The organism is Microbacterium limosum (assembly GCF_036324365.1).
Taxonomy (GTDB): Bacteria; Actinomycetota; Actinomycetes; order Actinomycetales; family Microbacteriaceae; genus Microbacterium; species Microbacterium limosum.
The window spans coordinates 2,550,625-2,563,970 of record NZ_CP137080.1 but is presented as its reverse complement, the minus strand read 5'-3'; the positions used below and the strand labels follow the sequence as shown (position 1 = coordinate 2,563,970).

Annotated in this window: 12 protein-coding genes, 1 tRNA gene and 2 pseudogenes; 13 read left to right on the top strand and 2 right to left on the bottom strand. The window is 68.3% G+C overall.

All coding sequences use genetic code 11. From position 1 onward, the window contains the following. Positions 1-57: 57 nt before the first annotated feature. The 9 genes from RYJ27_RS12325 to RYJ27_RS12285 all read left to right on the top strand — a co-directional run bounded on the left by RYJ27_RS12325 (position 58) and on the right by RYJ27_RS12285 (position 6,599). Positions 58-468: a hypothetical protein gene (locus RYJ27_RS12325; protein ID WP_330170587.1), complete on the top strand. Its 411-nt coding sequence runs from the start codon at positions 58-60 to the stop codon at positions 466-468. Between the two features lie 2 nt (positions 469-470). Then, positions 471-881 carry a phage holin family protein gene (locus tag RYJ27_RS12320; RefSeq protein ID WP_330170586.1) on the top strand — a complete coding sequence of 137 codons (411 nt, stop codon included), beginning with the start codon at positions 471-473 and terminating at the stop codon, positions 879-881. Then, complete coding sequence (locus tag RYJ27_RS12315) at positions 871-1,176, top strand: hypothetical protein (RefSeq protein WP_330170585.1); 306 nt, start codon at positions 871-873, stop codon at positions 1,174-1,176. Before RYJ27_RS12320 ends, RYJ27_RS12315 begins: the two co-directional genes overlap by 11 nt. Positions 1,177-1,236: 60 nt before the next feature. Beyond that, positions 1,237-1,956 (top strand): hydrogen peroxide-dependent heme synthase, encoded by a 720-nt coding sequence (gene hemQ / locus RYJ27_RS12310; protein WP_330170584.1) that lies wholly within the window; start codon positions 1,237-1,239, stop codon positions 1,954-1,956. A gap of 37 nt (positions 1,957-1,993) precedes the next feature. Then, positions 1,994-3,031, top strand: a complete 1,038-nt coding sequence (hemC, locus tag RYJ27_RS12305; protein ID WP_330170583.1) for a hydroxymethylbilane synthase — start codon at positions 1,994-1,996, stop codon at positions 3,029-3,031. Further along, on the top strand, positions 3,028-3,831 hold the full coding sequence (locus RYJ27_RS12300; protein WP_330170582.1) for a uroporphyrinogen-III synthase: 804 nt from the start codon (positions 3,028-3,030) through the stop codon (positions 3,829-3,831). Before hemC ends, RYJ27_RS12300 begins: the two co-directional genes overlap by 4 nt. After that, positions 3,828-4,811: a porphobilinogen synthase gene (gene hemB, locus RYJ27_RS12295; RefSeq protein ID WP_330170581.1), complete on the top strand. Its 984-nt coding sequence runs from the start codon at positions 3,828-3,830 to the stop codon at positions 4,809-4,811. Before RYJ27_RS12300 ends, hemB begins: the two co-directional genes overlap by 4 nt. Positions 4,812-5,022: 211 nt before the next feature. Continuing rightward, entirely contained in the window at positions 5,023-6,357 is a 1,335-nt protein-coding gene (gene hemL, locus RYJ27_RS12290; RefSeq protein ID WP_330170580.1) for a glutamate-1-semialdehyde 2,1-aminomutase, read from the top strand. 151 nt (positions 6,358-6,508) lie between these two features. After that, positions 6,509-6,599, top strand: a tRNA-Ser gene (locus RYJ27_RS12285). Between the two features lie 150 nt (positions 6,600-6,749). On the opposite strand, the gene RYJ27_RS12280 is transcribed toward RYJ27_RS12285, so the two are convergent. Next, positions 6,750-7,742: an IS481 family transposase gene (locus RYJ27_RS12280; RefSeq protein WP_330170579.1), complete on the bottom strand. Its 993-nt coding sequence runs from the start codon at positions 7,740-7,742 to the stop codon at positions 6,750-6,752. Between the two features lie 152 nt (positions 7,743-7,894). Here RYJ27_RS12280 and RYJ27_RS12275 point away from each other — a divergent pair, with 152 nt between their 5' ends. From RYJ27_RS12275 to lgt, 4 genes and pseudogenes are all read left to right on the top strand, one after another. Beyond that, a complete protein-coding gene (locus RYJ27_RS12275) occupies positions 7,895-8,593 on the top strand; it encodes a class I SAM-dependent methyltransferase (RefSeq protein WP_103663401.1) in 699 nt (232 codons plus the stop codon). Positions 8,594-8,912: 319 nt separating this feature from the next. After that, a pseudogene (locus tag RYJ27_RS12270) lies at positions 8,913-10,106 on the top strand (IS3 family transposase). Positions 10,107-11,081: 975 nt separating this feature from the next. Next, the gene (locus RYJ27_RS12265) at positions 11,082-11,678 is read left to right on the top strand and encodes a M23 family metallopeptidase (protein ID WP_330170578.1); all 597 of its coding nucleotides are present in this window, start codon (positions 11,082-11,084) and stop codon (positions 11,676-11,678) included. Continuing rightward, positions 11,651-12,454 (top strand): prolipoprotein diacylglyceryl transferase, encoded by an 804-nt coding sequence (gene lgt / locus RYJ27_RS12260; RefSeq protein WP_330170577.1) that lies wholly within the window; start codon positions 11,651-11,653, stop codon positions 12,452-12,454. Before RYJ27_RS12265 ends, lgt begins: the two co-directional genes overlap by 28 nt. Before the next feature lie 122 nt (positions 12,455-12,576). Here the strand turns inward: lgt and RYJ27_RS12255 are convergent. Beyond that, positions 12,577-13,324 (bottom strand): annotated as a pseudogene (locus RYJ27_RS12255) (ATP-binding protein). Positions 13,325-13,346: the final 22 nt, after the last annotated feature.

Genomic DNA, 13,346 nt, shown 5'->3' with positions numbered 1-13,346 from the left:
CTACTCTGGTGACCTGACCGATTGATCCATCCGAAGACGAGCGTGAGGAAACCCACTATGCGGGGCAAAGTAGGACTCGTGATCGGCCTGGCGGCGGGCTACGTGCTCGGCTCGCGCGCAGGACGCGAACGTTACGAGCAGATCAAGACCCAGGTCGACAAGGTGTGGAGCCTCGACACCGTGCAGGCGCAGGTCGGCAAGGTCAAGGACCTGGCCGCGGACGCCGCCAAGGCCGTGCCGGCCGCCCTGTGGGACGGCGCCACGAAGGTGACGCACGCCGTCACGCAGAAGGGCAGCGCCGGCGAGAAGCTGGATGCCGCGGTCAAGGCGGGCAAGGACTCGGGCGCAGAGGTGCGCCAGGCTGCGGCGAAGGCCAAGAAGGACGCCGAGAAGATCGCGGACGCGGCCGAGGAGGCAGCCGCCGAGGCAGCCGCCGAGGCGGATCGGTCGACCGCGGGCGGAGCCTGACCGTGGCGGGTCCCCGCGGAACGCGGGACCGCGCCGACGACAGCCTTCTGACGCTCGTCGGCGAGGTTCCCGAACTCGTCCGCAACCTGGTGGTCGCGGAGGTCGACGCCGCCCGGTCGTGGGTGTCGAAGACTGCGAAGGACTACGGCATCGGTGCGGGATGGTTCGTCGCCGCGCTGGTCGTGGTGTTCTGGTCGGTCCCGGTCTTCGGGACCGCGGCGATCGCCGGCCTGGCGACGGTGTGGCCGGTCTGGCTGTCGGCCCTCGTCATCGGCGCGGCGATGCTGCTCGTCGTCGCGGTGCTCGTGCTGCTCGGCCTCGCGCGCTTCCGGCGGGCGTCGCAACGGGAGAACCCGCTCACCGCGGCCAAGGAGGACATCGGGATCGTCCGGGAGGTTCGAGATGAGTACTGAGTACACGCCGAAGCCCGATGCTGTTCTGGTGTCGATGCCTCGCACCGTCGTGCCCTCGCTGGACGACCCTGTCGCGCAGGCGCGAGCCGAGCTGAAGGCCGCCCTCGCCGCGATCGAGGAGAAGGCCAATCTCCCGAAGCGGATCGCTCGCGCGACCGACCGCGGGATCGTCAGGGCCCGCGAGTTCCACCGCTCCCACCCGGGTGCGGCCGTGGCGGTCGCAGCGGGTGCTGCCGCGCTCGTGGGAGTCGCGGTGTGGGCTGCCGTGCGTGCGTACACCTCCCCCCGCCACTGACGGTGCCTCGCCGGACGCGCGCCGTTTTGCTATCCGGCGGGCGAGCGTGAGACTGGTGTCATGACGGACAGTGGCATTCCCGACGCCGATCGCGCCCCCGCTTCATCGCCTTCCGACGCCGAGGCGCCGCGGGGCTTCACCCTGTGGGCCGTCTGGCGCCGCAACCCCGACGCGCCCGTCACGGAGACCGGTGCGACGGAGCTCGAGGACATCGTCCGCCTGATCGAAGAAGGCGGCGTCACCGTGCGCGGCTTCTACGACGTCTCCGGTCTGCGTGCCGACGCCGATCTCATGGTGTGGCTGCACGGCAACACGGCGGAAGAGCTGCAGCGCGACCTGCGCCGGCTGCGCCGCACCGAGCTGCTGAAGCACCTTCTCCCGACATGGAACGCGATGGGCGTGCACCGCGACGCGGAGTTCAACCGCCAGCACGTGCCGGGGTTCCTCCGCGGCATCCCGCCCCGAGAGTGGCTGTGCCTGTATCCGTTCGTGCGGTCGTACGAGTGGTACCTGCTGCCCGAGGAGGAGCGCGGCCGGATGCTCGCCGAGCACGGGCGCAAGGGCGCGGCGTTCCGGGGCGTCCTCGCCAACACCGTCGCGTCGTTCGCGCTCGGCGACTACGAATGGCTCCTGCCGCTCGAGGCCGACGACGTCGTTGACCTGGTGGACCTCATGCGCGATCTGCGCGCCACCGACGCTCGCCGCCACGTGCGCGAGGAGGTCCCGTTCTTCACCGGGCGGCGCCTGCGTCTGGACGAGGTGCCCGAGGTGCTGCAGTGACCGACGCTCGAGGGCTCGCCGCCGGGACGGGCGCACGGTGACGCTGCGCCTCGGCACGCGGCGGAGCGCACTGGCGCTCGCGCAGTCCGGGCACGTCGCCGACGCGATCACCCGGCTGACGGGGGTGCCGGTGGAGCTCGTCCCGATCGTCTCGGAGGGGGATGTCTCGCGGGCGTCTCTCGCGCAGATGGGCGGGACCGGGGTGTTCGCGACGCGGTTGCGCGAGGCGCTGCTCGCGGGGGAGTGCGACCTGCTCGTGCACTCGCTGAAGGACCTTCCCGTGGCGGGCGCGCCCGGGCTCGTCGTCGCCGGCATCCCGCCGCGCGAGGACGCCCGGGACGTCGTCGTCACGCTCGACCCGGGCGGCCTCGGGGCGCTGCCGACGGGTGCCGTCGTCGGGACGGGCTCCCCCCGCCGCATTGCCCAGCTGCGCCGACGGGCTCCCCGTGTGAACGCGAAGGACCTGCGGGGAAACGTGGACTCGCGGATGCAGCGCGTGCGCGACGGCGAGCTGGCGGGCATCGTGCTCGCGGCGGCGGGGCTGTCGCGCCTCGGGCTGTTCGACCCCGCCGAAGACGTCGACGGTCCTCGGCCCGGTCTCGGCGCGGCATCCGATCTGTACCTCGAACCGCTGGGTCTGGCCGAGTGGCCCACGGCGGCGGGGCAGGGCGCGCTGGCCGTGGAGATCCGGGAGGACGCCCCGTCGCCCGTGCGGCAGGCCGTCGCGGCGCTGGACGATGCGGCATCGCGGCTCGCCGTCACGATCGAGCGGGCCATCCTCGCGGACATCGAGGCGGGGTGCCACGCGCCGGTGGGCGTTCACGCGGAGATCGACGGCGACGAGGCGCGTGTGCGATCGGTCGTGTACGCGATCGACGGGTCGACGCGCGTGGGGGTGGATCGGACCGAGTCCCTGACGGGGGGCTATAGTCGAACAACGGGCGGCGGCAATGGCGCGATCGCCGCCGACGGCGCGGACCCGACCGCGCGGGCAGCGCTGATCGGGTCGGCCATCGCACGTCGGCTCCTCGACCGCGGGGCGGCCGGCCTCGTGTCACGAGAGTCACCGCAATGAACCAGACCACCGGAAACGTCGCAACGGACAAGCCCCTCGGCGGGTGGCGTGTGCTCGTGCCACGCGGTGGCCCGTGGGGCGACGGGGTGGCAGCCAGTCTTCGCGCGCAGGGCGCCGTTCCGGTCGTCGCGCCCCTCATCAACTTCGCCCCGACGAGCGATCAGGCCACGCTGGATGCCGCGCTGCACGACCTGCAGCAGGGCAACTTCGACTGGCTCACCGTGACGAGCGCGACGACCGTCGACGTGCTCTACGCGCACCGCGTCACCATCCCGGCCGCGACGAAGATCGCCGCTGTCGGCGAGACCACCGCGGCTGCGCTGCAGGCCGTCGGCTACCGAGTGGACCTCGTGCCGGAGCAGGACAACTCCGCAGCCGGCATGGCCGAGCAGATGATCGCGCTCGAACCGGAGTCCCGCAGGATCCTCACCCTCCGCAGCGAGATCGCCAAGCCGGTGCTCACGCGCATGCTCATCGATGCGGGGCACGATGTGCGCTCGGTCGTCGCCTACCGCACGGTGGGGGTGCCGGTGACCGAGCGCATCGCCCGCGATGTCGCCAGCGGGCGCATCAATGCGATCCTCGTCACGAGCGGTTCGGTCGCCGAGCAGGTGAGTCTGCAGTTCCCTGACGTCCCCGACTCGACCGTGATCGCCGCCATCGGGCCGCGCACGGCGAAGGACGCCCGGAAGGTCGGCCTGTCCGTCGACGTCGTCGCGCCCCAGCAGACGGTGGCCGCGCTCATCGAGGCGGTTTCGCACCTGGCCCTGCCGCACGCCGCCGACGAGCTCCAGCCGTGAGCTTCCCCGCCCACCGCCCCCGCCGGCTGCGCACGACGCCCGCCGTCCGTCGCCTCGCGCGGGAGACGCACCTCGTGCCGTCGCAGCTCGTCCTGCCGATGTTCGTGCGCGAGGGCATCGACGAGCCGCGCGAGATCGGATCCATGCCGGGCGTCTTCCAGCACACGCTCGATTCGCTGCGGCGCGCGGCGACGGATGCCGCGGCATCCGGCATCGGCGGCGTGATGCTCTTCGGCGTGCCCGCCGTGCGCGATGCGTGCGGCACCGGCGCCGATGATGACCGCGGCATCCTGAACGTCGCGACTCGCGCAGTCGTCGAGGAGGTCGGCGACGCGCTCGTCGTGCAAACGGATCTTTGCCTGGACGAGTTCACCGACCACGGGCACTGCGGCGTGCTCGCGGAGGACGGGTCGGTCGACAACGACGCGACCCTCGAGCGCTACGTGGCGATGGGGCTCGCGCAGGCGCGGGCGGGGTCTGCGATGCTCGGCCTGTCGGGCATGATGGACGGCCAGGTGGCCGCCGTGCGCGAGGCACTGGAGGGTGAGGGGCTGGTCGACACCCTGATCCTGGCGTATTCGGCGAAGTACGCGGGGGCGTTCTACGGACCGTTCCGCGAGGCGGTCGATTCGCAGCTGAAGGGCGATCGGCGCAGCTATCAGCTCGACCCCGCGAACGCGCGCGAGGGGGTGCGCGAGGCGATCATGGATGTCGACGAGGGCGCCGATGTCGTCATGGTCAAGCCGGCCCTGCCCTATCTCGACGTGCTCGCGGACGTGCGGTCGGCCGTCGATGTGCCCGTGTGGGCGTACCAGGTCTCGGGCGAGTACGCGATGATCCAGGCCGCGGCCGCCAACGGCTGGATCGACGGGCGCGGCGCGATGCTGGAGGCGCTCCTCGGCATCCGTCGGGCGGGCGCGGACGCGATCCTCACCTATGCGGCGGTCGAGGCCGCCGGCTGGCTCCGCGACGCGCTCTGACATCGGGCCGGCGCCGGGCTCCTACGTCGAGCCGCCGCGACGCATCCGGGGCAGGTTGTGTGCTGCGGGGCAGGTCATGCCGTGCCCCACAGCACGTAAGGTGCCCCGCAGCATCCGAACTCGCCGCGGCACGCGAGCTGCCCCGCAGCGCGCGGCGTGACCGCCTAACCCCCTCGCCGCGCCGATGTGCGAGCCGGGGGAGAATGGAGGGATGACCGACCGCAATGACGACCTCTTCGAGCGTGCCCGCACCGCCATCCCCGGAGGAGTGAACTCCCCCGTTCGCGCCTTCGGATCCGTGGGGGGCTCGCCGAGGTTCCTTGCAGCGGCGCGCGGTGCGACGGTGACGGATGCCGCGGGTCGCGAATACATCGACCTCGTCGCGTCGTGGGGGCCGGCGCTGCTGGGCCACGCCCATCCCGACGTTGTCGAGGCGGTGCGGGAGGCCGCTCTGCGCGGCCTGTCCTTCGGTGCCCCGACCGAGGCGGAGGTCGAGCTCGCCGAGCTCATCGCGGACCGTGTCGCCGTCGGTGAGGGCCGGCCGGTCGAGCGCGTGCGTCTGGTCTCGACCGGAACCGAGGCGACGATGACCGCCATCCGGCTCGCGCGCGGATACACGGGCCGCGATCTGCTGGTGAAGTTCGCCGGCAACTACCACGGGCACTCCGACGGCCTTCTCGCGGCCGCGGGCTCGGGGCTCGCGACCCTCGGCCTGCCCGGTTCGGCGGGGGTGCCGGCGCCGGTCGCCTCCCAGACGCTCGTGGTGCCCTACAACGATCTGGGCGCCGTGCGCGAGGTCTTCGAGATCCACGGCGACCGCATCGCGGGCATCATCGTCGAGGCCGCGGCCGCCAATATGGGCGTCGTGCCGCCGCTGCCCGGATACAACGCCGGTCTCGCCGACATCGCGCACGAGAACGGCGCGCTCCTGATCGTCGACGAGGTGCTCACGGGCTTCCGCGTCCACTCGGCGGGCTACTGGGGCCTGCAGGCCGAGGCGGGCGAGCGCTATTCGCCCGACCTGTTCACGTTCGGCAAGGTCGTGGGCGGTGGGATGCCGCTGGCCGCGCTCGGCGGACGCGCCGATGTCATGGACAAGCTCGCGCCCGTCGGCCCGGTCTACCAGGCGGGCACGCTCTCGGGCAATCCGCTGTCGGTCGCGGCGGGGCTCGCCACCCTGCGCGCCGCAACGCCCCAGGTGTACGCGCGGGTGGATGCCGCGGCATCCGTCGTCGCCGGCGCCCTTTCGGCGGCTCTGACCGCCGAGGGTGTCGACCATTCCGTGCCTCGCGCGGGGAACCTGTTCGGCATGGCGTTCGCCGCGAAGGCGCCCGTCGACAACGACGAGGTTCAGGCGCAGGAGGCGTGGCGCTATCCGGCGTTCTTCCACGCGATGCTCGACGCGGGAGTCTCGTTGCCGCCGAGCGTCTTCGAGGCATGGTTCCTCACTGCGGCGCACGACGATGCGGCGCTCGAGCGGATCACGGCTGCCCTGCCGGCGGCCGCCCACGCCGCGGCGCGCGCCGTGGCCCCCGCGCGCAACTGACCCGGCGGGTCGTACGGGCGACTCTCGGCCAGCCCCGCGGGTGTGCCGTGCAAGACCGCGGCGAGCAGGATGCCCGGGCGGAGCGTACAGTCTCGGGCGCGCGATCGCCGTGAATTTCCGCGGGCGCGAGACGTGTCGTAAGCTTGTCGGCGGTGACGTGTCCGAGCGGCCGAAGGTGCAACTCTCGAAAAGTTGTGTAGGGTAACCCCCTACCGTGGGTTCAAATCCCACCGTCACCGCCACCGTCGAAGCCCCGCGAACCCGTGGAAACACTGGGATCGCGGGGCTTCTGTCATTAGCAGAATCAGCAAGTGAGAACGAAATGAGAACGAACGTGTTCTCATCGCCCTTAACTCGTCGCCGATAGTCGCCGTCGCCGCGGACTAGATGTTCTATGCAGCGAGGTTGGTGACAGCTGGTCGGGTGGCGCGGCTGATGGGTGGCCTGCCTCCGAGTGAGCTGTGCGGTCGATGGTAGTTGTAGTGCTCGAGCCATGCGTGTAGCGCTTGCCGGCGTTGCTCGTTGCTGGTCCAGGCGCGGGCGTAGAGCCACTCGGCGGCCATGGTGCGGTGATATCGCTCGACCTTCCCGTTCGTCTGCGGACGGTAGGGGCGGGTGCGCTTGTGACGGGTCTTCGACCCTGCCAGCGCGGCAGCGAATGCCCACGACCGGTAGCACGACCCGTTGTCGGTGAGGACGCGTCGGATCCGACGGATCCCATGGCGACGGAACCACTTCACCGCGCGCTGCCAGAACCCTGCCGCGGTCGCGCCGCGCTCGTCCGCGAGTTCCTCGGTGTAGGTCAGCCTGGAATGGTCGTCGGTCGCAGAGTGCAGGTAGACGTATCCGACCCGCTGGCGCCGCGCGGCGAGGTCCTGGGCGGAGCCGCGGCCGTGGACCCGCCACCCACCGCCGTCAGGGATCCGGCCGACTTTCTTCACATCGACGTGCACCATGTCGCCCGGTCGCGCCCACTCGTAGCGGCGCACCGGTTCGCGCAGGTCCTCGCCGTCCGGGGCGATATCACGGAGCCGGTTGATCCCGCGGCGCACGAGGACCCGGTGGATCGTGGAGATCGGAACCTCGTGGCCATGCTCACGGAGCTTCCCGGCCAGCTGCACCGGACCGACCTTGTGCTCGCGGCGGAGCTTCTCGATGAGGTCTTCGACCTCGACCGGTGTCTGCCGTGGCGATGAGCACGGCCGACTGGACCGGTCCTCCAGACCGGACTCGCCTTCGGCGGCCCAGCGGGCATGCCACTTCCCCAGCGTCTGACGGGCGATCTGGAACTCGGACGCGACGTGACAGATCGGACGTCCACGATCCACTTCCAGGCACGCGCGGCGGCGGCCTTCCGGAGTCAACGGCGCGTTACGGTGGGTCACGAGGTCCTCCTTGGGCGGGGATGCGATTCTTGGTCGTTTCACATCCCACCCGGAGGACCTCACCTACTCCCCGCCGACCCGCCGCCCGTCACCAACCTCACGAGACACAACAACTAGAAGCCATGCCGCTACCACTCGATATGGTGGGCGGCATGCAGCGACCGACGTGGTTCTTGGATGAGACAACGTCTCTGGGTCGAGAGAACACCGATCCTGAGCACGTGGCCCACTACGACGCGAAGGAAGACGCCGGCGCAGCGAGCGAGATCGCAGCCCTGCGGAAGGTGTTTCCGGCCGGGAGCTCGGATGTCGTCGATCTCGGAGCCGGAACGGGGCAGTTCGCACTGCTCGCCGCAGAGCAGTGGGAAAACGTGACGGCCGTGGATCCCTCACCTGTGATGCTCAGGGTCCTCCGTGAGAAAGCGGAAGCCGCAGGTTCGTCGCTCCATATCGTGGAGGCGGGGTACCTAACTTACGAGCGCCCGTCCGAATCGGTCGATCTCGTCTACTCCCGCTACGCGCTGCACCACCTCCCCGACTTCTGGAAGGCCATCGCGCTTGCGCGCATCCGAGCGATGCTTCGCCCTGGCGGGATCCTCCGCCTGTGGGATGTCGTGTACCACTTTCCGCTGGAAAGTGCGATCGAACGGATCGAGCACTGGTGCTCGACCGGCTACGCGGACGAGGAAGGCGGATGGACGCGTGCCGACCTCGAAGAACACGTCCGAGACGAGCACTCCACCTTCACGTGGCTACTCGAACCAATGCTCACCGAGGCAGGCTTCGCGATCGAGGAAGCCGGCTATGGCGACGACGGGATTTTCGCCAAGTATCTCCTCCGCGCAGTCTGACCCACCGTCGCGCGAACGCAGTGGGTGGGCAAGCGGCGCTACCGTCCCGCCTTATCGGCTCAGTCCGCCACCATTCAGCGGGAGAAAGGCATGTGCGGTCGATGAAGGCATGATTTGGTTTGGCGGAGTTGGCTGTGTCACCTCTAATAGTGTGATCGTTGCTTGACGCGCTCTACTCAAGGCCTCGGCGACGTTGTCGAGGTCGTCGTCGAAGAGGTCCGCATAGGTGTCTAGTGTCATCGCTGCTGAAGGGACTGCTGCACGAGTAGGTGACATCTGATCTGGCTTGCCCGGGAGGGCGGCCTGGAAGGATGGCATCGTGCCAAAGCCTTATCCCACCGAGTTCCGTGACGACGTGGTCCGCGTCGCGAGGAGCCGTGAGCCCGGAGTGACGATCGAGCAGATCGCGAAAGACTTCGGGGTCCACCCGATGACGCTGCAGAAGTGGATGCGTCGCGCCGATATCGACGAGGGCGCCAAGCCTGGCCAGACCCGCACCGAGGCGGCTGAGATCCGTGAGCTGAGGAAGCGGAACCGGCTGCTCGAGCAGGAGAACGAGGTGCTCCGGCGGGCCGCGGCGTATCTGTCGCAGGCGAACCTGCCGGGAAAAGGTTCTACCCGCTCGTGACGGAGCTCGCCGCCGCGGGGATCCCTGTGACGGTGACGTGTCGGTGCTCAAGCTCTCCCGCCAGCCCTACTACCGGTGGCTCGCGGACCCCATCGCTACCAGCGAGGTGGTGGAGGCGTATCGCGCGAACGCGCTGTTCGACGCGCATAGGGACGATCCCGAGTTTTCGGGCACCGGCTCCTTGCCGACGAAGCCGCCGAAGCGGGCGAATCCATGTCGGATCGGACGGCGTGGCGGATCGCGTCCAGCAACGGCTGGTTCAGCGCGTTCGGGAAGCCCAAGCGCAGCAAAGGACGCCGACCGGGTCCGCCGGTGCACGACGATCTCTGCGCGGTGGTCGACGAGGACGGACGGACGCGGCACGTGTTCGCGGCCGACGCGCCGAACGAACTCTGGCTCGTCGACATCACGGAGCACAAGACCGCGGAAGGCAAGCTCTACTGCTGCGCGATCAAAGACGCGTTCTCCGGCCGGATCGTCGGGTACTCGATCGACTCCAGGATGAAGTCGCGGCTGGCCGTTCAGGCTCTCGAGAACGCGGTCGCAATGCACGGCGACGTCGCCGGCTGCATCGTGCATAGCGATAGGGGCAGTCAATTTCGCAGTCGGAAGTTCCTGCGTGCTCTGGCCCGCCATCGCATGGTCGGGAGCATGGGAAGAGTTGGATCGAGCGGGGACAACGCGGCGATGGAATCGTTCTTCGCCTTGCTGCAGAAGAACGTCCTCGACCGCCGCACTTGGACCACCCGTGAGCAGTTGCGGATCGCGATTGTCACCTGGATCGAACGGACCTATCACCGCCGACGCAGACAGCGTCGGCTCGGGCGTTTGACGCCCATCGAGTTCGAGAACATCATGAACACGACCGTCGCACTGGCGGCGTGACTACAACCTGTCACCTATCCGTGCAGCAGTCCCCGGATGTGGTTCACAGGAAAGTCTCGGACGCAGATCTTGTACTCTGAGGTCATCACGATCACGTAACGAGCCCTGCGGCAGGAAGGCGCGAGTGAACATTCTTCGCGACGGCGCACGCACTCAAGGCGCGACCCTCTGGCTTGCCACGCTCATGTCGCTTTTCGTGCTCGCCCTTCTGGCGATGCATGCCGGAGGCGAGCACAACGTCGCACGATCGTCGGAAGTTTCCCTTTCGCAGAGCATTGAGGACAACCCGATAATGTCCTCCGTATCGGGCGGTTCGTCTTTCGTTGCTGCACCCTGCGATTCGAATTGCTCATCCCACATGGAGGACCTGCTCGCGTGCATGGTCGTCGCGGTGTGCGCATTCGTCGCTGCCTTAGGCCTCGGGCTCGCGCGGACGTCGCGGCGATTCTGGCTGTCGACACGTCTGGTTCCCCCCTCAGGGGCGGGTTTCCGCGCGCGGGCGCTCCTGCATAGCGCACCAGATCTTCACGTCCTCTCGATCAGTCGGACCTGAGCGCACCCGTTTTCGTCACGGTGCTCGTTGCCGACCCACACCGCGTTTCTTTCGGCGCTGTGCGGCGTGAGCCAAGACCGGTCTGCCTCATGATCCTCGACCGTGTCACGAGTGATCCGCTAACTGGATCCTCTCGCTTTTCTTCCGCGCCGGTGCGCGCGACTTAGTCTCCTTCCGGAATCACAATGCCCTCATCGTCAGACCCGTCCATGCCCGCTACCTCGCCGACCCGCCGAAGCATCAGGGAGAGCGAAAAGGAGCGCCGGAGATTTTCGCCATCAGCGCTACCCCACCCTCCGCTCGCCGTGATGCGTCGTTCGTCGTTCCGGCGACAGATTGTGTCAGCGACCGCGATGTCGTCCGCGGTAGCTCTAGCGCTAAGTTTCGCTCTTCCCGCCAGCGGCGCCTCATTCCCGGCAGGGGTGTCGAGCGACACGACGGAAGCAAGTGGCTCCGCCGGGGAGGCCCAATCGCTGGATCTTGACATCCAGGTGACAGGCGCGCCCCTCGACCGAGGAACCTACGTCAGCGCGAGTGCGATCACGACGGGAGTGTACGCGCAGACAGCATCCACATTCGTCAACTACAGCGGCGCGATCCAGTGGCCGTTTCTGACCGGGGTTCCGATCAGCAGCGGGTTCGGATGGCGCGAATCACCGTGCCCCGGTTGCCCGCAAGATCACAACGGGATAGATATGAACCCGGGCGCCGGCTCGGCGATCCAAGCGGTCGCCGATGGCGTCGTGCGGGAAGCGTCAGCCAGCGACAGCAGCCAGTGGGGCGTGTACGCGATCATCGACCACGTCGTCGACGGGGAGAAAATCAGCAGCCTGTACGCACACATGGCAGTCGGAACGCTGGCTCTGCGGGTCGGTGATTCGGTCAGTGTCGGTGACCTCGTCGGCAAAGTCGGCGATACCGGACTGAGCGGAGGCCCCCACCTACACCTCGGTATGATGCGTGCCGACGGCACCTACATCGACCCCTACGCGTGGCTGTCGGCAAAGGTGAAGCCGTGAACGTCGGCGGGCTGATGTTCACGGCGGGCATTCCCAGCCCCTCCATCAGTTCTATCGATCTCGGCGTATTCGAGCTTCGCTTCTATGCGCTCTTCATCATTCTCGGGATTGCGATCGCCACGTGGCTGGCTTCTCGGCGCCTCGAACGACGAGGTGGCGCCCGCGGCGTTGTCGTCGACATCGCGCTGTGGGCAGTCCCTTTCGGAATCGCCGGTGGACGTGTTTACCATGTGATCACCCATCCCAACGACTACTTCTACCCGGGCGCTGATCTGTGGCGCGTGCTGTATGTCTGGGAGGGGGGACTCGCCATCTTCGGTGCCGTCCTCGTCGGGGGCGCTGCCGCGATGATCGGATGCCGCATTGCCGGAATCCGGTTCCTGTCCTTCGCCGACGCACTCGCGCCGGCCATGCTCATCGCGCAAGCAGTGGGTCGGCTGGGGAACTACTTCAATCAAGAGCTCTACGGCCTTCCAACCACTCTTCCGTGGGGGCTTCAAATCGACCCGCAGAGCGCCGCTTTCCCGGAGGGTTTGCCGCCGGGCACGCTCTTTCACCCGCTCTTTCTGTACGAGATGTTGTGGAATCTCGCAGGCGCCGCGACAATCCTTCTTCTGGAGCGTCGCTATGACCTGAGGTGGGGCAGGGCGCTCGGCGTCTACCTGCTCATCTACGGCACGGGCAGGGCATGGTTGGAATCCATTCGTATCGACCCCACCGAACTCGAAATCTGGGGCGTCAAGATAAACGTGCTCACAGCGCTCGTCGTCGCGTGAGTATTTGGAGTCGTGAGCGCCACTGATTATTGCGGTTCAGGGCCACTCGGTATTCACTCTCGGGGTCACCGGTATTGCCGGTGAGCGCCACCCCCGCAGGTGCGACGCTCACCGGCCCGGGTTCAGTTGGCCGCGGCGGCGGTGTGCTCGCGCATGTTGACGTCGCCGGTCTCGATCCAGAGGGCGTTGTGGACGATGCGGTCCATGATCGCGTCGGCGTGGACCCCTCCGCGAGGCGCTGGTGCCAGTCCTTCTTCGCGTACTGGGTGCAGAACACCGTCGAGGTCGCGTCGTAACGGCGTTCGAGGAGCTCGAGCAGCATGGACCGGACGTCGTCGGTGGGTGGATCGAGCAGCCATTCGTCGATCACGAGGAGGGTGAACGTGGAGTACTTCCGCAACCACTTCTCCCGACCCGCTGGCTTGTCTTTCGCGGCGGCCCAGGTCTCTTCGAGGTCGGGCATGCGGATGTAGTGCGCCCGGTAGCGGTGCTGACACGCCTGCTTCGCCAACGCCGAGCCGAGATAGCTCTTCCCGGAGCCGGTGAAGCCTTGGAACACGACGTTCATGTGCCTCGTGATGAACTGGCAGGTCCCGAGCTGCGCGATCACACCCCGGTCCAGGCCGCGTTGTTCGAGCATGTCGACGCGGCGGAGGTCCGCGTTCGGGTAGCGCAGGCCCGCTCGTCGGATGAGGCCTTCGACTTTGGAGTGGGTGAACGCGGCGTGGGCGTCGTCGACGGCGAGCTTGATCCTCTCCTCGAACACCAGCCCCATCGTGAGGCCCTCGTCCTGGATGTCGAGCGCGTCGACGAGGGCGGGACGCCCATCTCCCGCAGCTTCCGCTTCGTCTCGGAGTCGAGCCGGCTCATCGGGTGCCCCTGCGTAGTAGTC